General features: G+C 64.5%; 17 protein-coding genes. 1 reads left to right on the plus strand and 16 read right to left on the minus strand.

Annotated features, from left to right (window positions below):
• Positions 1–28: 28 nt before the first annotated feature.
• The 16 genes from nuoN to ndhC all read right to left on the minus strand — a co-directional run bounded on the left by nuoN (position 29) and on the right by ndhC (position 15624).
• Entirely contained in the window at positions 29–1504 is a 1476-nt protein-coding gene (gene nuoN / locus D5S08_RS09715; RefSeq protein WP_121117957.1) for an NADH-quinone oxidoreductase subunit NuoN, read from the minus strand.
• A complete protein-coding gene (locus D5S08_RS09720; protein ID WP_121117959.1) occupies positions 1504–3063 on the minus strand; it encodes an NADH-quinone oxidoreductase subunit M in 1560 nt (519 codons plus the stop codon). The genes nuoN and D5S08_RS09720 overlap by 1 nt, the downstream gene beginning before the upstream one ends.
• On the minus strand, positions 3063–5147 hold the full coding sequence (gene nuoL / locus D5S08_RS09725; RefSeq protein WP_121117961.1) for an NADH-quinone oxidoreductase subunit L: 2085 nt from the start codon (positions 5145–5147) through the stop codon (positions 3063–3065). The genes D5S08_RS09720 and nuoL overlap by 1 nt, the downstream gene beginning before the upstream one ends.
• 4 nt (positions 5148–5151) lie before the next feature.
• Positions 5152–5457, minus strand: a complete 306-nt coding sequence (nuoK, locus tag D5S08_RS09730) for an NADH-quinone oxidoreductase subunit NuoK (RefSeq protein WP_039094432.1) — start codon at positions 5455–5457, stop codon at positions 5152–5154.
• Between the two features lie 28 nt (positions 5458–5485).
• Positions 5486–6106, minus strand: coding sequence for an NADH-quinone oxidoreductase subunit J (locus D5S08_RS09735; RefSeq protein ID WP_121117963.1), 621 nt, complete (start codon positions 6104–6106; stop codon positions 5486–5488).
• A 34-nt stretch (positions 6107–6140) separates the two neighbouring features.
• Positions 6141–6626: an NADH-quinone oxidoreductase subunit NuoI gene (gene nuoI, locus D5S08_RS09740; protein ID WP_121117965.1), complete on the minus strand. Its 486-nt coding sequence runs from the start codon at positions 6624–6626 to the stop codon at positions 6141–6143.
• Positions 6623–7669: an NADH-quinone oxidoreductase subunit NuoH gene (gene nuoH, locus D5S08_RS09745; protein WP_121117967.1), complete on the minus strand. Its 1047-nt coding sequence runs from the start codon at positions 7667–7669 to the stop codon at positions 6623–6625. The genes nuoI and nuoH overlap by 4 nt, the downstream gene beginning before the upstream one ends.
• Positions 7666–9684: an NADH-quinone oxidoreductase subunit NuoG gene (gene nuoG / locus D5S08_RS09750; protein WP_121118162.1), complete on the minus strand. Its 2019-nt coding sequence runs from the start codon at positions 9682–9684 to the stop codon at positions 7666–7668. The genes nuoH and nuoG overlap by 4 nt, the downstream gene beginning before the upstream one ends.
• A gap of 225 nt (positions 9685–9909) precedes the next feature.
• The gene (nuoF, locus tag D5S08_RS09755) at positions 9910–11202 is read right to left on the minus strand and encodes an NADH-quinone oxidoreductase subunit NuoF (protein ID WP_121117969.1); all 1293 of its coding nucleotides are present in this window, start codon (positions 11200–11202) and stop codon (positions 9910–9912) included.
• The gene (locus D5S08_RS16915; RefSeq protein WP_175578918.1) at positions 11202–11342 is read right to left on the minus strand and encodes a hypothetical protein; all 141 of its coding nucleotides are present in this window, start codon (positions 11340–11342) and stop codon (positions 11202–11204) included. Before D5S08_RS16915 ends, nuoF begins: the two co-directional genes overlap by 1 nt.
• A 25-nt stretch (positions 11343–11367) precedes the next feature.
• The gene (locus D5S08_RS09760; RefSeq protein ID WP_121117971.1) at positions 11368–12051 is read right to left on the minus strand and encodes a complex I 24 kDa subunit family protein; all 684 of its coding nucleotides are present in this window, start codon (positions 12049–12051) and stop codon (positions 11368–11370) included.
• Positions 12044–12508 (minus strand): hypothetical protein, encoded by a 465-nt coding sequence (locus D5S08_RS09765; protein ID WP_121117973.1) that lies wholly within the window; start codon positions 12506–12508, stop codon positions 12044–12046. The genes D5S08_RS09760 and D5S08_RS09765 overlap by 8 nt, the downstream gene beginning before the upstream one ends.
• Positions 12505–13719 carry an NADH-quinone oxidoreductase subunit D gene (locus tag D5S08_RS09770; protein ID WP_121117975.1) on the minus strand — a complete coding sequence of 405 codons (1215 nt, stop codon included), beginning with the start codon at positions 13717–13719 and terminating at the stop codon, positions 12505–12507. Before D5S08_RS09770 ends, D5S08_RS09765 begins: the two co-directional genes overlap by 4 nt.
• Entirely contained in the window at positions 13719–14621 is a 903-nt protein-coding gene (locus tag D5S08_RS09775; protein WP_121117977.1) for an NADH-quinone oxidoreductase subunit C, read from the minus strand. The genes D5S08_RS09770 and D5S08_RS09775 overlap by 1 nt, the downstream gene beginning before the upstream one ends.
• On the minus strand, positions 14618–15244 hold the full coding sequence (locus tag D5S08_RS09780) for a NuoB/complex I 20 kDa subunit family protein (protein ID WP_241557336.1): 627 nt from the start codon (positions 15242–15244) through the stop codon (positions 14618–14620). The genes D5S08_RS09775 and D5S08_RS09780 overlap by 4 nt, the downstream gene beginning before the upstream one ends.
• Positions 15245–15249: 5 nt before the next feature.
• A complete protein-coding gene (ndhC, locus tag D5S08_RS09785) occupies positions 15250–15624 on the minus strand; it encodes an NADH-quinone oxidoreductase subunit A (protein ID WP_121117978.1) in 375 nt (124 codons plus the stop codon).
• Between the two features lie 230 nt (positions 15625–15854).
• Here ndhC and D5S08_RS09790 point away from each other — a divergent pair, with 230 nt between their 5' ends.
• Positions 15855–17051, plus strand: a complete 1197-nt coding sequence (locus D5S08_RS09790; protein ID WP_121117980.1) for a thiolase family protein — start codon at positions 15855–15857, stop codon at positions 17049–17051.
• Positions 17052–17063 lie beyond the last annotated feature (12 nt).

Here is a 17063-nt window from a genome sequence, read left to right on the forward strand (position 1 = left end):
GCCGCGGTCCGGATGCGGCGCAACGCTGTCAGGCAAGCAGCAGCAACGATGCCGCCGCCCGGTCCGCCAGTGCACCCAACCAGCCCGTCGCCAGGAAGCCGAAAGGGGAAATCATCAGCGTGCAGATCGCCAGCAGCGCTCCCAGGGAGGCGTTCCCCGGCTGCCCGCCGGCGGGCTCGATCACGCCGGCCGGTTCGTCCATGAACATGACCTTGACGATCTTGAGGTAGTAGAACGCGCCGATCACGCTGGCGGCGATCCCGATCGCGGCCAGCACGACCATGTCGGCCTGCACCGCTGCCTGGAACACGACGAACTTGCCCCAGAAGCCGAACATCGGCGGAATGCCCGCCAGGCTGAACATCACGATCATCAGGCACCAGGCCACGGCCGGACGTACGCGAGACAGGCCGGACAGGTCGGCGATGCGCTCCACCGGATCGCCGGCGCCGTCCCGCAGCATCAGCACCGCCACGAAGCCGGCGATGGTCATCGGCACATAGATCGCCAGATAGACCAGCATGGCGCTGACGCCCTGCGTGCTCGCCACGGCCACGCCGATCAGGATGAAGCCGACATTGTTGATGGAGGAATAGGCCAGCAGCCGCTTGACGTTGTCCTGCCCGATCGCACCCAGCGCGCCCACCACGATGGAGGCCAGCGCCAGGAACACCACGATCTGCCGCCAGGCTTCCACCTGCCCGCCGAACGCTTCCATCAGCACCCGGGTCAGCAGGGCGATTGCAGCCACCTTCGGCGCACTGGCGAAGAAGGCCGTGACCGGGGTCGGCGCGCCTTCATAGACATCGGGCGTCCACATATGGAACGGCACGGCGCTGATCTTGAACGCCAGACCCGCCAGCACGAAGACCAGGCCGAACAGCGCCCCGGTGTTCAACTCGCCGCTCACTGCAACGCCGATCGCGTCGAATGCGGTGCTGCCGGTGAAGCCGTAGGTCAGGCTCATGCCGAACAGCAGGATGCCGGAGGCAAGCGAACCCAGCACGAAGTACTTCAGACCAGCCTCGGCCGAGCGGGTGTTGTCGCGGACGAAGGAAGCCAGCACGTATGCTGCCAGAGACTGCATCTCGAGCCCGATATACAGCGTCAGCAGATCGGTCGCGGAGACCATGATGCTCATGCCGACGGCAGAGAACAGCACCAGCACCGGATATTCCGCCCGCATGGAACGGATCCGCTCCAGGAAGGCCGGCGCCAGGATCAGGGCAGCCAGGCTGGCGGCATAGATCATCAGCTTGGCAAGTGAAGCGAAGGCATCGGCCCGGAACTGCCCATCGAAGGCGATGCGATCAGGACCTGCAAGGCCGCCACTCACCACCGGGATGCACAACGCAAAGGCCGCGCCCAGTGCCACGCAGGCCAGCACGCTGACCACGCGGGCGGAGCGGTCACCGGCCCATGCCGCGACCAGCAGCAGCACCAGGCCGGACAGCGAAAGCACCAGTTCCGGTGCGATCAGCGCGAGAGATGTCGAGAAATCCATCAGTGCGCGCCCCCATGCACGTCAATACCGTGGGCAGGCGCATGATCGCCGCCGTGCTGTTCTGCGGGAGCGACCGCCTCTATAGCAAGCCGCGCATCGCTCTCGGGAGCGGAGCGCGCCAGCCGCGCGTCGAGGATCGCGATGTCGGACCGCATCGGCGCCAGGAAGCTCTCGGGATAGATGCCCATCCACAGGGTGGCGGCGGCCAGCGGTGCCAGCATCAGCCACTCGCGCGGCGCCAGATCGGGCATGGCCGCGGCATCGGCGTTCTTCTGCTCGCCGAAGACCACGCGCCGGTACAGGAACAGCATATAGGCCGCGCCCAGGATGATGCCGGTCGTGCCGACAAAGGCCACCCAGCTGTTCACCTGATAGGCACCGGCCAGGCTCAGGAACTCGCCCACGAAATTGCTCGTGCCCGGCAGGCCGACGCTCGCCATGGTGAACAGCAGGAAGAACAGCGCATAGCGCGGCATGTTCGTCGCCAGGCCACCATAGCGGCTGATCTCGCGGGTGTGCAGCCGGTCGTAGATCACCCCCACGCACAGGAACAGCGCGCCGGACACCAGGCCGTGGCCCAGCATCACCATCATCGCGCCTTCCAGCCCCTGCACGTTGAACGCGAACAGGCCGATGGTCACGATCGCCATATGGGCGACGGAGGAGTAAGCGATCAGCTTCTTCATGTCGTGCTGCACCAGCGCGATCAGGCTGGTGACCACCACGGCGATCATCGACAGCGTCCAGATCAGCCAGGCCAGGTCGGCGCTCGCTTCCGGGAACATCGGCAGGCTGAACCGGATGAAGCCGTAGCCGCCCATCTTCAGCAGCACACCCGCCAGGATCACCGATCCCGCCGTCGGCGCCTGCACGTGCGCGTCAGGCAGCCAGGTGTGCACCGGCCACATCGGCATCTTGACGGCAAAGCTGGCAAAGAAGGCCAGGAACAGCCAGACCTGCGCATCAGCCGGGAAGTCGTACCCCATCAGCGCCGGAATGCTGCTGGTGCCCGCGACATTCACCATCCACAGCATCGCGATCAGCATCAGCAAGGAGCCGAACAGCGTATACAGGAAGAACTTGTAGCTGGCGTAGATCCGGTTGTCGCCGCCCCAGATGCCGATGATCAGGTACATCGGGATCAGGCTGGCTTCGAAGAAGATGTAGAACAGGAAGATGTCCTGCGCACTGAACACGCCGATCATCAGCACTTCCATGAACAGGAAGGCCGCCATGTATTCGGGCACGCGCTTGTTGATCGAGTGGCTGGCCAGGATGCAGATCGGCATCAGGAACACGCTCAGCACGATCAGCATCAAGGCGATGCCATCGATGCCCAGTGCCCAGGCGAAGCCGGCAAAAACGTCCGCGCGTTCGGTGAACTGCCACTGCGCGCCACCGATGTCGTAGCGGGCCCAGAGCACGATACCCAGCACCAGGTCGATAACGGTAGCGGCCAGCGCGATCGAGCGCGCGGCCCGCTCGCCCACGAACAGGCAGGCGATGGCACCCAGCAAAGGCACCAGCAACATCAGCGAAAGGATCGGAAAACCCCCCATTACACGAGCACCCAGCTCACCACGGCGACCAGGCCGAGCAGCATGATCAGCGCATAGCTGGTCAGATAGCCCGACTGCACCTTGCGCGCGAGCACTGCCCCCTGCTGCACCACGAATGCCGCACCATTGGGACCGAACCGGTCGATCCCCCCGACATCACCCTTCTGCCAGAAGAAGCGACCCAGCGCGAAAGAAGGCTTCACGAACACGGCGTGGTACAGCTCATCGAAATACCACTTGTTGAACAGGAAGCGGTAGACCGGCCCCAGCGCCGCGGCGGTCTTCCCCGGAATGGAGGTGTCGCGGATATAGGCCAGCCAGGCGACTGCCAGGCCGATCAGCATCACGATCGTGGCCGACAGCTTCACCCACAGCGGCACCAGATGCATCTCGTGCATGAGATGTTCGTTATAGGCGATCGCGCCGTTCCACACGGTCTCGCTCTCCAGGAAGAACGGGCTGAACACGAAACCGGCAAACACCGCGCCGACCGTCAGCACCACCAGCGGGATCAGCATGGACCACGGGCTCTCATGCGGGTGATACCCCGCCGTGCCGTCATCCTGCTGCGCGGAGGGCACAGCATGCGCATGATCGTGGCCGGCATCTTCCTGCGCGGGCGGATTGTGCGCGCCATGCTCAGCATGACCATGGGTGTCATGATGCCCATGCGCGTCATGCATCGCGTGCTGGATATGCTCCGACTGCGCCCAGCGCGGCTTGCCCCAGAAGGTGAGGAACATCAGCCGCCAGGAGTAGAAGCTGGTCAGCAGCGCGGCGACCGCACCCATCCAGAAGGCGAACCGCCCCATGCCCGTGCCGCTGGCAAAGGCTGCCTCCAGGATCGCATCCTTGGAATGGAAGCCGGCAAAGCCCGCATGCACCCAGTAGATGCCCACGCCGGTGATCGCCAGCGTGCCCGCCAGCATGGCGCAGAAGGTCAGCGGGATGTGCTTACGCAGGCCGCCATAATAGCGCATGTCCTGCTCGTGATGCATCGCATGGATCACGCTGCCCGCCCCCAGGAACAGCAGCGCCTTGAAGAAGGCGTGCGTGAACAGGTGGAACATGGCCGCGCCATAGGCACCCACCCCCGCGGCAAAGAACATGTAGCCGAGCTGCGAGCAGGTGGAATAGGCGATCACCCGCTTGATGTCCCACTGCGTGGTTCCGACCGTCGCCGCGAACAGGCAGGTGGCCGCGCCGATAAAGGTGACGAAGGTCAGCGCGGCCGGCGCCGCCTCGAACATTGGCGACAGGCGGCACACCATGAACACGCCAGCGGTGACCATGGTTGCAGCGTGGATCAGCGCGGAAACAGGCGTCGGCCCCTCCATCGCATCAGGGAGCCAGACGTGCAGGCCCAGCTGCGCGGACTTGCCCATCGCGCCTACGAACAGCAGCAGGCACAGGATTGTCATCGTATCCAGGCGCATGCTCAGGAAAGTGATGGTGCTCCCCTGCATGGCAGGCGCCGCCTCTAGGATCGCGGGGATCGAGGTCGTCTGGAACACCAGGAATGTGCCAAAGATGCCCAGCATGAAGCCGAGGTCACCCACTCGGTTCCAGACAAACGCTTTGATCGCGGCGGCACTCGCGGACGGCTTGCGATACCAGAAGCCGATCAGGAGGTAGGAAGCGAGGCCCACGCCTTCCCAGCCGAAGAACATCTGCACCAGGTTGTTGGCCGTCACCAGCATCAGCATGGTGAAGGTGAACAGCGACAGATAGGCAAAGAAACGCGGCTGATCCGGATCCTCCGCCATATAGCCCCAGCTGTACAGGTGCACGAGCGCCGAAACGCTGGTGATCACCACCAGCATGATCGCGGTCAGCGTGTCGACCCGCAGAGCCCAGTCGAACGTCATCTCGCCCGAATGGACCCAGGTCATGACCGGCACGACCTGGCCGGCGGCGTCGCCACCCAGATAGGCCAGAAAGATCGGCCAGCTGAGCGCGCAGGACACGAACAGCCCTGCCGTCGTGATTGCCTTCGCGACAGTGGCGCCGAAGGCCTGGTGCCCCAGCCCTGCGACGATCGATGCCAGCAGTGGCAGGAAAACGATGATGAGGATGGAGGACAAGTACTTACCCCTTCATCCGGTTGACGTCGTCCACCGCAATGGTGCCACGTCCGCGGAAGTAGATAACCAGGATGGCAAGGCCGATCGCCGCCTCGCCGGCGGCGACGGTCAGCACGAACATGGCGAAGATCTGCCCCGTCAGGTCGCCCAGGAAGGCGCTGAAGGCCACAAGATTGAGGTTCACCGCCAGCAGGATCAGCTCGATCGCCATCAGGATGACGATGATGTTCTTGCGGTTCAGGAAGATCCCCAGGACGCCCAGCACGAACAGGATCGAGCTGACGACCACATAATGTTCAACGCCGATCATGCGCGGGCACCTTCAACTTCTCGACGGGTCACAGCGTCACCCCCTTGCCGCTTTCCGGCCGTGTGTTCACCGTCGCATCGCCGGGGCGACGCGCGATCTGCTTGGCGATATCCTGGTGACCACGGACAGCGCGGCCTTCGCGATGCGTCAGCACGATTGCGCCGACCATCGCCACCAGCAGGATCAGGCCGGCGGACTCGAACAGGAACAGGTACCGGCCGTACAGCAGCGCACCGATACTCTCGATATTGCTGCGTCCCAGCAACGGTGCGGCCTCGCCACTTGCGGTGCCGAGTTCCAGCCCGCCCGACTGCCAGGCCCCGATGCCCAGCACCAGTTCGGCCAGCAGCACGGCGGCGATGGCGATCCCCAGCGGGAAATTCTTCATGAAGGATGCGCGCAGTTCGGCGAAGTCGATGTCCAGCATCATCACCACGAACAGGAACAGCACCGCGACAGCGCCGACATAGACGATCACCAGAAGCATGGCGATGAACTCGGCGCCGATGATGATCATCAGGCCGGCCGCGTTGAAGAAGGCGAGGATCAGCCACAGCACGGAATGCACCGGGTTGCGGGCGAGGATCGTGAACGTCGCACTGGCGATGACCAGCGCGGCGAACAGATAGAAGGCAAAGGCTTGCAGCATGTGTCGTTTGTCCCGGCGCGTGCGTCAGCGCGGCCTAGCGATACGGCGCATCGGCTTCAAGATTGGCAGCGATGGCACGCTCCCACTTGTCCCCGTTCGCCAGCAGCTTGGCCTTGTCATAGAGCAGTTCTTCGCGCGTCTCGGTCGAATATTCCAGATTCGGCCCCTCGACAATCGCGTCCACGGGGCACGCTTCCTGGCAGAACCCGCAATAGATGCACTTTGTCATATCGAGGTCGTAGCGCGTGGTACGGCGGCTGCCATCATCCCGCGGCTCCGCCTCGATGGTGATCGCCAACGCCGGGCATACCGCCTCGCACAGCTTGCACGCGATGCAGCGCTCTTCCCCGTTGGGGTAGCGGCGCAATGCATGCTCGCCCCGGAAGCGCGGGGAGATCGGGTTCTTCTCGTACGGGTAGTTGATCGTCGCCTTCGGCTTGAAGAAGTACTTCAGCGTCAGCCGGTGAGCCTTCAAGAACTCCCACAGCGTGAACGACTTGATCAGTTGCGCGACACTCATGCGCCATACCTCGTGAACATCAGCCACCCGCTCACCAGCACGACGAAGGCGAGGCTCAGCGGCAGAAAGACCTTCCAGCCCAACCGCATCAGCTGGTCGTAGCGGAAGCGCGGCACCGTCGCCTTGATCCAGGAGAAGACGAAGAAGAAGAACGCGATCTTCAGCAGCAGCCAGACGAAGCCCGGGATCCAGTACAGGAATCCGATCTCCAGCGGAGGCAGCCAGCCGCCGAAGAACAGCACCGCGTTCAGCGTGCACATCAGCAGGACGTTGGCGTATTCACCCAGCCAGAACAGCGCGAAGCTCATGGAGCTGTACTCGGTCTGGTAGCCGGCAACCAGCTCGCTCTCCGCTTCTGTCAGGTCGAACGGCGCACGGGCCGTCTCCGCCAGGGAGGAGATCAGGAACATCACCCACATCGGGAACAGCAGCAGGTTGAAGACGAAGCCGTTGACGATGCCCAGCCCGTGGCCGCGCTGCGCCAGCACGATCTCGTTCATGTTGAACGATCCCGCCCACAGCACCACGCAGATCAGGATGAAGCCGATCGACACCTCGTACGAGATCATCTGTGCCGCGGCACGCATGGCGGAGAAGAAGGGGTACTTGGAATTGGATGCCCAGCCGGACATCACCACACCATAGACGCCCAGCGAACTGACGGCGAGGATGTAGAGCAGCCCGACATTGATATCGGCCAGCACCGCGCCAGAATTGAACGGCACCACCGCCCATGCAGCCAACGCCACCGTGAAGGTGATGATCGGCGCGATCAGGAACAGGCCCTTGTTCGCCGCCGAGGGGACGATGGTTTCCTGCAGGAACACCTTCAATCCGTCGGCGAAGCTCTGCAGCAGGCCGAACGGGCCGACCACGTTGGGACCACGGCGCAGCGCCATGGCGGCCCAGATCTTGCGATCGACATAGATCACCATGGCGACAGCCAACATCAGCGGCAGCGCGATCAACAGGATGCCGGCGATGGTCGAGACGGTCCAGGCCGCCTCGTAGCTCATGCCCCAGCCTTCGAAGACGGGAATCATTCGGCTGCCTCCGCCAGTTCCTCACCATGCAGCAGTTCGGCCGAACAGCGCTGCATCGTGGCGCTGGCCCGCGCGATGGGATTGGTGAGATAGAAGTCCTTCACCGGATAGGCGATCGGCCCACCGGCGCGTTCGGCACTTTCGGCTGCCGGCAGCGGACCGAAATCGATCAGTCCCTCGGCCCCAAGCGCCGGCACTTCGGCGACCATGGCCGTTCGCAGCTGGTCAAAGCTGTCAAAGCCGATGGACACGCCCAGCGCATCGGCCAGCGCGCGCAGGATGGTCCAGTCCTCCCGCGCATCGCCCGGCGCGAAGGCCGCCTTGTCGGCGAACTGCACGCGACCTTCGGTCGACACATAGGTGCCGGCCTTTTCCGTATAGGCGCTGGCAGGCAGGATGATGTCGGCCGCGGTCGCACCCTTGTCGCCATGATGGCCGATATAGACCTTCAGCGAACCCGCGAAGGGCGCATAGTCCATCTCGTCTGCGCCCAGCGACAACAGCACGGCAGGCGCCGCCTGCACCAGTTCCGCCAGCCCGCGCGGCCGCGCGAAGCCGAGCATCAGCGCACCCATGCGCGCCGCCGCCATGTGCAGCACGTTGAAGCCGTTCCACCGGACGCCGTCCGCATCACGCACGACATTCCAGGCATGCGCCAGCGCCAGGGCCGGTCCGTGCGCGCCCGCCACCAGACCGCCGGCGCCGACGATGATCGCCGGCCGCGCCGCGCCCTGCATCGCTGCCGCCACATGATCGGGCAGGTCGTGCAGGACCGAAGCGTCCTCCCCCAGGAACTCCGCCCGGTAGGTCGGCTCCCAATGCGGGCCGACAATGAAGATCTTCGCCCCGCGCTTTGCCGCCTTGCGCAGACGGACGTTCAGCAACGGCGCTTCCCAGCGGACGTGGCTGCCCACGATCAGCACGGCATCCGCCGTCTCGATCCCGGCAAAGGTGCTGTTGAAGTTCACGGCCGCCAGATTGCCCGCCGGATAGCTCATGCCGGTCTGCCGGCTCTCCAGCAGCTGCGACCCCGCGGCATTCACCAGCCGCCTGGCCGCGAACATCGTCTCGCAATCCAGCAGGTCACCGGCCATTGCCGCCACGCTGCCGCCCTTTGCGGCGGAAGCGATCATGCCGAAGGCCTGGTCCCACGCCGCCGGCTGCAGCTTGCCATCGCGGCGGATCCACACGCGGTCCAGCCGGCGACGGGTCAGCCCGTCCACCTGCCAGCGCGCCTTGTCGCTCAGCCACTCCTCGTTCACGTCATCATTGTTGCGCGGCAACACGCGCAGCACTTCGCGGCCACGCACGTCGATGCGGATGTTGGAGCCCATGGCGTCGGACACGTCGATGCCCAGCGTCTTCTTCAGCTCCCACGGCCGCGCTTCGTAGGCATAGGGCCGGCTGGTCAGCGCGCCGACCGGGCACAGGTCGATCACATTGGCCGACAGCTCGTGCTTGGTCGCATGCTCCAGATAGGTGGTGATCTGCATGTCCTCGCCGCGGTACAGCGCGCCGATCTCGTCCACGCCGGCCACCTCTTCGGAGAAACGGACGCAGCGGGTGCAATGGATGCAGCGGGTCATGATCGTCTTGATCAAGGGACCCATGTACTTCTCGGTCACCGCCCGCTTGTTCTCGTGATAGCGAGAGCCGCCACGGCCATAGGCGACCGACTGGTCCTGCAGGTCGCATTCGCCACCCTGGTCGCAGATCGGGCAGTCGAGCGGGTGATTGATCAGGAGGAACTCCATCACCCCTTCCCGCGCCTTCTTGACCATTTCGGAGTCGGTGCGGATCTCCTGCCCATGTGTCGCGGGCAGCGCGCAGCTGGCCTGCGGCTTGGGCGGGCCGGGCTTCACCTCCACCAGGCACATGCGGCAATTGCCGGCAATGGACAGGCGTTCGTGGTAGCAAAAGCGCGGGATCTCCTTGCCGGCAAGCTCGCAGGCCTGCAGCACGGTGGCCCCATCGGGCACTTCGATCTCTGTTCCGTCAACGGTGACTGTAGGCATCTCTGTTTCCGTCTGGGCGTCGACACTGACCATGGGTGCAGCGCGGCATCGCTCCGCCGTGTTCCTCTGTCCGACCGCGCGACCAAGTGCAAGGCCGCACCGCAGTTAATCTGCAAGCAGGCGGGGCATAGTCAATGTGATCCGCCCACAAAACCGGCACGGAGCGCGATTGCCTCGCATTATCCTGCAAATTCGTGCCGGATGTCACACCCGGCACTTGCATTGCTACTCGGCCGCTTCTTGCATCGTGATCGTCTTGTCGCTGATCCGCCGCTCGATCTCCGGCCGGAAGTGCTTGATCAATCCCTGAATCGGCCAGGCTGCGGCATCCCCAAGGGCGCAGATGGTGTGCCCCTCGACCTGCTTGGTCACTTCATACAGCATGTCGATCTCGCCGACCTCGGCATCGCCGGTGCGCAGCCGCTCCATCACCCGCCACATCCAGCCGGTGCCTTCGCGGCACGGCGTGCACTGGCCACAGCTTTCATGCTTGTAGAAGTAGGACAGTCGGCTGATCGCGCGCACGATATCGGTGGACTTGTCCATCACGATCACCGCCGCGGTGCCCAGACCACTGCCCAGCGCCTTCAGCCCGTCGAAATCCATCGGGCAGTCCATGATCTCGGCCGCCGGGACCAGTGGCACGGACGAGCCGCCCGGGATCACCGCCAGCAGATTGTCCCACCCGCCGGTGATGCCGCCGCAATGCTTCTCGATCAGGTCGCGGAAGGGGATGCTCATCTCCTCCTCCACCACGCAGGGCCGTTCCACATGACCGCTGATCTGGAACAGCTTGGTGCCCTTGTTGTTCTCCCGCCCGAAGCTGGAGAACCAGGCCGCGCCGCGCCGTAGGATGGTCGGCACGACTGCGATCGATTCCACGTTGTTCACCGTGGTGGGGCAGCCATACAGGCCGGCACCCGCCGGAAAAGGCGGCTTCAGTCGCGGCTGGCCCTTCTTGCCTTCCAGGCTTTCGATCATCGCGGTTTCTTCACCGCAGATATAGGCGCCCGCGCCCCGATGCACGAACACGTCGAAATCGTAGCCGGATCCTGCCGCATTCTTGCCCAGCAGCCCGGCGGCGTAAGCCTCCGCCACGGCAGCGAACAGCACCTCCGCCTCGCGGATATACTCGCCGCGGATGTAGATATAGGCGGCCCGCGCACGCATGGCGAACCCGGCGATCAGCGCGCCTTCGACCAGCTTGTGCGGGTCATGCCGGATGATCTCGCGATCCTTGCACGAACCAGGCTCGGATTCATCGGCATTGATCACCAGGAAGGACGGGCGGCCATCCTTGCTTTCCTTGGGCATGAAGGACCACTTCATGCCGGTCGGGAAACCCGCCCCGCCGCGGCCGCGCAGGCCGGAGGCCTTGACCTCGTTGATGATCGCGTCCTGCCCCCGGCCGATCAGTGCCCTGGTGTCGTCCCAGTCGCCACGCATCTGCGCAGCCGGCAGGCGCCAGTCCTGAAAACCGTACAGGTTGGTGAAGATACGATCCTTGTCGGCGAGCATCAGCCGATCCCTCCAAACACAAACACGGCCGCCGCGATCAGGATCACGACCAGCACCACAGTCTTCACCAGACCGGCGAGGAACTTCCACGCAAGCACCATCAGCACGATGGCGACGATCAGCAGGATGATGGGGTCCATCAGCAACCCCCGCAGGCGGTGCGCATCATGCCGGTTCCGTCGACCACTCGCTGCGGTAATCGTGATTGGCGTGCATCATCGCGGCCAGGTTGGTCGGCTCGCCCACCGGCTCCACCGTGTGGCGCGCCGGATCCTGCGTACCTTCCTTCGGGCTTTCGCCCAGAGCCAGCGCATCGAGCACGGCGTCGAGCCGCGCGGGCGTCAGATCCTCGTAATTGGCGTCGTTGATCTGCACCATGGGGGCGCTGGCGCAATTGCCCATGCACTCCACCTCGCTCAGCGTCCACATGCCGTCGGGCGTGGTGTGACCCTTCTTCATGCCGCGCGCCTTGCACGCATCCATGATGTCGTCCGATCTGCGCAGCATGCACGGCGTCGTGCCGCAGACCTGCACGTGATAGCGGCCGACCGGCGCGATGTTGTACATCATGTAGAAGGTCGCGACCTCCAGCACGCGGATGATCGGCATGTCGAGTTGCGCCGCGACATATTCCATCACCGGGATCGGCAGCCACCCTTGCGTCTGCGTCTCCTCGCCGACCTGCCGCTGTGCCAGGTCCAGCAGCGGCATCACGGCGGAGCGCTGGCGCCCTTCCGGATAGCGGCCGATGATCTCTCGGACCTTCTCGGCATTGGAGCCCGTCCAGGCGAAGCTGCCCCAGCGGGCGCGCAGTTCGGGAGTGTCAGGGTGCGGTGCGCGTTCAGCCATTGTAGATACCACTTGCAAGGCGATTGATCGGGCCGGAGGCTTCCACGAGGACTACCTTGCCGGCGTCGATCTGATAGGTCGTCACGAAGCTGCTTTCGGTCGGGCAGCAGGGTCCCGGCTCATAATGCTTCAATGGCTGCGCCTTCTGCACGACGATCAGCCTATTGCCGGTCCAGAAAGCATCTTCGACGACCATCCGCGCATTATAGATGTACCCGTCGGTCTGCCGCTGCAGCCACTCCGCACGGGAAATCGGCTGACCGGCCTCCCTGAACTCGGCAGAGGGGGAGAGCACCGCATCAAGCCCGGTGACACCCTGCGCCGGCGTGTCGGCATTGAGCGCGCCGAACAATTCGGTAATGGCGCTCCGCATCTCCGGCGACATCAATTCCGCCGGCGTCGCCATGGCAGGTGCCGCGCCAAGACACAGCGCAAGGGCTGCGAGCACGGTCTTCACCGGTCGCACTCCCCGAACACCACGTCGATCGCACCAAGGATGGCCGTGGCGTCAGGCAGCATATGCCCCTTGGCCATGAAATCCATCGCCTGCAGATGGCTGAACGCCGTCGGCCGGATCTTGCAGCGATAGGGCTTGTTGCCGCCATCGCTCACCAGATAGACGCCGAACTCGCCCTTGGGGCTTTCCGTCGCCACATAGACCTCGCCCGCAGGCACGTGGAAGCCTTCGGTATACAGCTTGAAGTGGTGGATCAGCGCTTCCATCGACTGCTTCATGTCGGCGCGCTTGGGCGGCGCCACCTTCCGGTCGTTGCTGGCGATCGGGCCGTCGGGCATGTCGCGCAGGCACTGCTTGATGATGCGCGCGGACTGGCGCACCTCTTCCACCCGCACCATGAACCGGTCGTAACAGTCGGAATTGGTGCCCACCGGCACGTCGAACTCCATCCGGTCGTACACATCGTAGGGCTGGCTCTTGCGCAGATCCCACGGAATGCCTGCCGCACGGATCATCGGGCCGGAGAAGCCCCAGCGCAGCGCGTCTTCCTTGCTGACGACGGCAATATCTACATTGCGCTGCTTGAAGATCCGGTTGTCGACGACCAGGCTCATCGCATCTTCGAACAGTTCCGGCAGGCGCGTGTCCAGCCAATCGCCGATGTCGGTCAGCAGCTTCAGCGGGACGTCCTGGTGCACGCCCCCCGGGCGGAACCAGGCAGCGTGCATGCGCGCGCCGCTCGCCCGCTCGTAGAAGTTCATGCAATCTTCGCGCAACTCGAACAGCCACAGATTGGGCGTCATCGCGCCCACATCCATCACGTGGCTGCCCAGGTTCAGCATGTGGTTCTTGATGCGCGTCAATTCCGCGAACATGACCCGCAGATATTGCGCGCGGATCGGCACCTCCAGATTGAGGAGCTTCTCGACGGCCAGCACATAGGAGTGCTCCATGCACATCGGGCTGCAATAATCGAGCCGGTCGAAATAGGGCAGCGCCTGCAGGTAGGTCTTGTATTCGATCAGCTTCTCGGTGCCGCGATGCAGCAGGCCGACATGCGGATCGATCCGCTCGATGATCTCGCCGTCCAGCTCCATCACCAGCCGCAGCACGCCATGCGCGGCCGGATGCTGGGGGCCGAAATTGATCGTGTAATTGCTGACGACCTCGTCACCCGAAGTGGGGGAGGTCTCCTGGATGAGGCCGGCCATCAGTCCCTGCCCTTGCTGTCGGTCGCGCGATCGCTCGCGTCCGGAGTGGTTGCGTCGTCCTCCTCGCGCGCCGCGCGATCGGGGCGCTTCTCGGTCGGCTCGGGCGCGCCGGGCGCCTTGATACCGGTCTCTTCCGGCACGGGTTCGCCATTGCCCTGCCCGGCCACGGTGCTGTCCGCGCTACCGCGTGCCACATGCTCCGCCGCCTTGACGTTGGCCGGGTCGCCGGCGCCTGTCTCGACCCGCTTCTCCGTCACCTTGACCTCGTTCACCGGCGAAGGCCCTGAAGCCTTCTCGTCACCCGGGAGCACGTAATCGGCACCTTCCCACGGGCTGGTGAACTCGAACGAACGGAAATCCTGTGCCAGCTCGACCGGTTCGTAGATGACGCGCTTGTCCTCTTCGGAATAGCGCATCTCATTGTAGCCGGTCAGCGGGAAATCCTTGCGGAAGGGATGCCCTTCGAACCCGTAATCGGTCAGAATGCGACGCAGATCGGTGTTGCCGTCGAACAGCACGCCGAACATGTCGAACACCTCGCGTTCCAGCCAGCCGGCATTCGGCCACAGGGTCGTGACGGTGGGAACCGGGTGGTCCTCGTCCGTGGTGACCTTGACCATCACCCGGGTGTTCCGGGTGACGGACAGCAACATGTACACGACCTCGAACCGTTCGGCCCGGCCGGGGAAATCGACGCCAGCGATCTCCATCAATTGCTGGAACTCGTGCTCGTCCCGCAGCAGGCGCAGCACGTCCTCCACCGCATCGCGATGTACGGTCAGCAGGATCTCGCCATGCTCTTCCTGCGCACGCACCAGGTGGGCGCCAAGCGCGGTAGCAAGGGCCTCCATCATGCCGGCACCGGTCACGAAACGGGGGGCGGAATGCAGAACTGTGCTCATCGTTCGATCGTCCCCGAACGGCGGATCTTCCGCTGCAACTGCATCACGCCATACAGCAGCGCCTCGGCCGTTGGGGGACAACCCGGGACATAGATGTCGACCGGCACGATCCGGTCGCAGCCGCGCACCACGGAATAGCTGTAATGGTAATAGCCGCCGCCATTGGCGCAGCTGCCCATACTGATCACATATTTGGGATCGGACATCTGGTCATAGACCTTGCGCAAGGCCGGGGCCATCTTGTTGCACAGGGTACCGGCCACGATCATCACGTCCGACTGGCGCGGGGAGGCGCGCGGGGCGACTCCGAACCGCTCCATGTCGTAACGCGGCATGTTGACGTGGATCATCTCCACCGCGCAGCATGCCAGGCCGAAGGTCATCCACCACAAGCTGCCGGTGCGTGCCCACTGGAACAGGTCTTCCGTGGTGGTGACCAGGAAGCCCTTGTCCGAAACTTCGCTCGACAGGTCGTTGTAGAAGCCTTCGTCCGGCCGGCGGATCTCCGGATGCAGCACCTGGTTGTGCGCGTCGCCCCGCACCGTGGTGCCGGCGGGATTGGACAGCGGGCGGTCCAGTGCGCTGTTCAGGCCGATGGGCTTGCCGTGGTTGTCGGTAATCATGTCGTTCAGTCCCACTCCAGCGCGCCCTTCTTCCAGGCATAGGCAAGGCCGATGGCCAGTTCGAACAGGAACACCATCATGGTAATCCAGCCGGGCCAGCCGGTCAGGTCCAGGCTGACCGCCCAGGGAAACAGGAAGGCCGCCTCCAGGTCGAACACGATGAACAGGATCGCGATCAGGTAGAAGCGGACGTCGAACTGGCTGCGCGGATCCTCGAAAGCGGGGAAGCCGCACTCATATTCGCTCAGCTTCTCGGCATTCGGCTTGTGCGCCCCGGTCAGGCGGGCAACGCCCATCGGCAGGAACACGAAGGCGGCCGACAGGCCGACCGCGATCACCAGGAAGATCAGGATCGGGAGATATTGGCTCAGGTCGACCATTGCTGTCCTTGGGGCATGGCACCGCGCATCGCTGCCGGTTGAATCGCCCGGAAAAGTTGGATTGTCGCGTCGCACCTAGTCCCGCGCCGCAGCACGTTCAAGGCCCGCGGCCTTGTTGCGAATGCTTTGCGAAAATCATCCGGAACGGGCTGGCGGCCAAGGCCGTTGCGCCGGCCGCCCGCCGTCCCTAGCATAGCTGTCGAACTAACACCCAAGAGGATTGCTGCGCCATGGCCACCTTCAACCAAGCGGATCCGATCGTGATCCTGTCTTACGCCCGCACGCCCATGGGCAGCATGCAGGGCGCGCTGGCCGACGCTTCCGCAACCGACCTTGGCGCCACGGCGGTCAAGGCCGCGGTCGAGCGTGCCGGCGTGGACGGCGGTGCGGTGGAGCGGGTCTATATGGGTTGCGTCCTGCCCGCAGGCCTGGGCCAGGCACCGGCGCGCCAGGCCGCGCTGAAGGCGGGCCTGCCGCAATCCGTGCAGGCGACCACCGTGAACAAGGTCTGCGGCAGCGGCATGCAGACGGTGATCATGGCGGCCGACGCGCTTGCCGCCGGCAATGCGGACCTGATCGTGGCCGGCGGCATGGAGAGCATGACCAACGCGCCGTATCTGCTGAAGAAGCACCGCAGCGGCGCGCGCATCGGCCACGACAAGGCCTATGACCACATGTTCCTGGACGGCCTGGAGGATGCTTACGACGAGGGCGCTTCCATGGGTGCCTTCGCCCAGTGCACGGCGGATGCATACCAGCTGACCCGCAAGGACATGGACGATTTCTCCATCACCTCGCTGTCGCGCGCGAACGAGGCGATCAACGGCGGTCACTTCGACGAGGAGATCGCGGTCGTCACCCTCAAGACCCGCAAGGGCGAGGTGACGGTCGACCGGGACGAGGCGCCCGGCAAGGCGAACCCGGAAAAGATCCCAGGCCTGAAGGCGGCCTTCGCCAAGGAAGGCACCATCACGGCGGCGACCTCCTCCTCCATCTCCGACGGCGCGGCCGCGCTGGTCGTCACGCGCGAAAGCGTCGCCACGGCCCAGGGCAAGTCGCCGATCGCCCGCATCATCGCCAGCGCCGCCCATGCGCAGGATCCCAAGGACTTCACCACTGCCCCGGTCGGCGCGATCCGCACGTTGCTGGACAAGGCCGGCTGGTCGGTGGACGAGGTCGACCTGTGGGAGATCAACGAAGCCTTCGCCTGCGTGCCGATGTTCGCCATGCGCGATATCGGCATCCCGCACGACAAGGTGAATGTGAATGGCGGCGGCACCGCATTGGGCCATCCGATCGGCGCCAGCGGTGCGCGCATCATCGTCACCCTGCTGGCGGCACTGAAGGCGCGCGGCGGCACGAAGGGCGTCGCTTCGCTGTGCATCGGCGGCGGCGAAGCGACCGCCATCGCGCTGGAACTCTGCTGATCCGCGTCTGAC

The sequence above is a fragment of the Croceibacterium ferulae genome (assembly GCF_003660445.1).
GTDB classification, from domain to species: domain Bacteria; phylum Pseudomonadota; class Alphaproteobacteria; order Sphingomonadales; family Sphingomonadaceae; genus Croceibacterium; species Croceibacterium ferulae.

What these genes read in the sequence shown, in the direction of transcription:
- D5S08_RS09790 (WP_121117980.1), top strand. Translation starts at nt 15,855, where the DNA reads ATGGCCACCTTCAACCAAGCGGATCCGATCGTGATCCTGTCTTACGCC.
- D5S08_RS09760 (WP_121117971.1), bottom strand. Translation starts at nt 12,051, where the DNA reads ATGGCTGAACGCGCACCGCACCCTGACACTCCCGAACTGCGCGCCCGC.
- D5S08_RS09735 (WP_121117963.1), bottom strand. Translation starts at nt 6,106, where the DNA reads ATGCTGCAAGCCTTTGCCTTCTATCTGTTCGCCGCGCTGGTCATCGCC.
- nuoG (WP_121118162.1), bottom strand. Translation starts at nt 9,684, where the DNA reads ATGCCTACAGTCACCGTTGACGGAACAGAGATCGAAGTGCCCGATGGG.
- nuoK (WP_039094432.1), bottom strand. Translation starts at nt 5,457, where the DNA reads ATGATCGGCGTTGAACATTATGTGGTCGTCAGCTCGATCCTGTTCGTG.
- D5S08_RS09780 (WP_241557336.1), bottom strand. Translation starts at nt 15,244, where the DNA reads ATGATTACCGACAACCACGGCAAGCCCATCGGCCTGAACAGCGCACTG.
- D5S08_RS16915 (WP_175578918.1), bottom strand. Translation starts at nt 11,342, where the DNA reads ATGGACCCCATCATCCTGCTGATCGTCGCCATCGTGCTGATGGTGCTT.
- D5S08_RS09770 (WP_121117975.1), bottom strand. Translation starts at nt 13,719, where the DNA reads ATGGCCGGCCTCATCCAGGAGACCTCCCCCACTTCGGGTGACGAGGTC.
- nuoI (WP_121117965.1), bottom strand. Translation starts at nt 6,626, where the DNA reads ATGAGTGTCGCGCAACTGATCAAGTCGTTCACGCTGTGGGAGTTCTTG.
- nuoN (WP_121117957.1), bottom strand. Translation starts at nt 1,504, where the DNA reads ATGGATTTCTCGACATCTCTCGCGCTGATCGCACCGGAACTGGTGCTT.
- D5S08_RS09720 (WP_121117959.1), bottom strand. Translation starts at nt 3,063, where the DNA reads ATGGGGGGTTTTCCGATCCTTTCGCTGATGTTGCTGGTGCCTTTGCTG.
- D5S08_RS09775 (WP_121117977.1), bottom strand. Translation starts at nt 14,621, where the DNA reads ATGAGCACAGTTCTGCATTCCGCCCCCCGTTTCGTGACCGGTGCCGGC.
- nuoH (WP_121117967.1), bottom strand. Translation starts at nt 7,669, where the DNA reads ATGATTCCCGTCTTCGAAGGCTGGGGCATGAGCTACGAGGCGGCCTGG.
- nuoF (WP_121117969.1), bottom strand. Translation starts at nt 11,202, where the DNA reads ATGCTCGCCGACAAGGATCGTATCTTCACCAACCTGTACGGTTTTCAG.
- ndhC (WP_121117978.1), bottom strand. Translation starts at nt 15,624, where the DNA reads ATGGTCGACCTGAGCCAATATCTCCCGATCCTGATCTTCCTGGTGATC.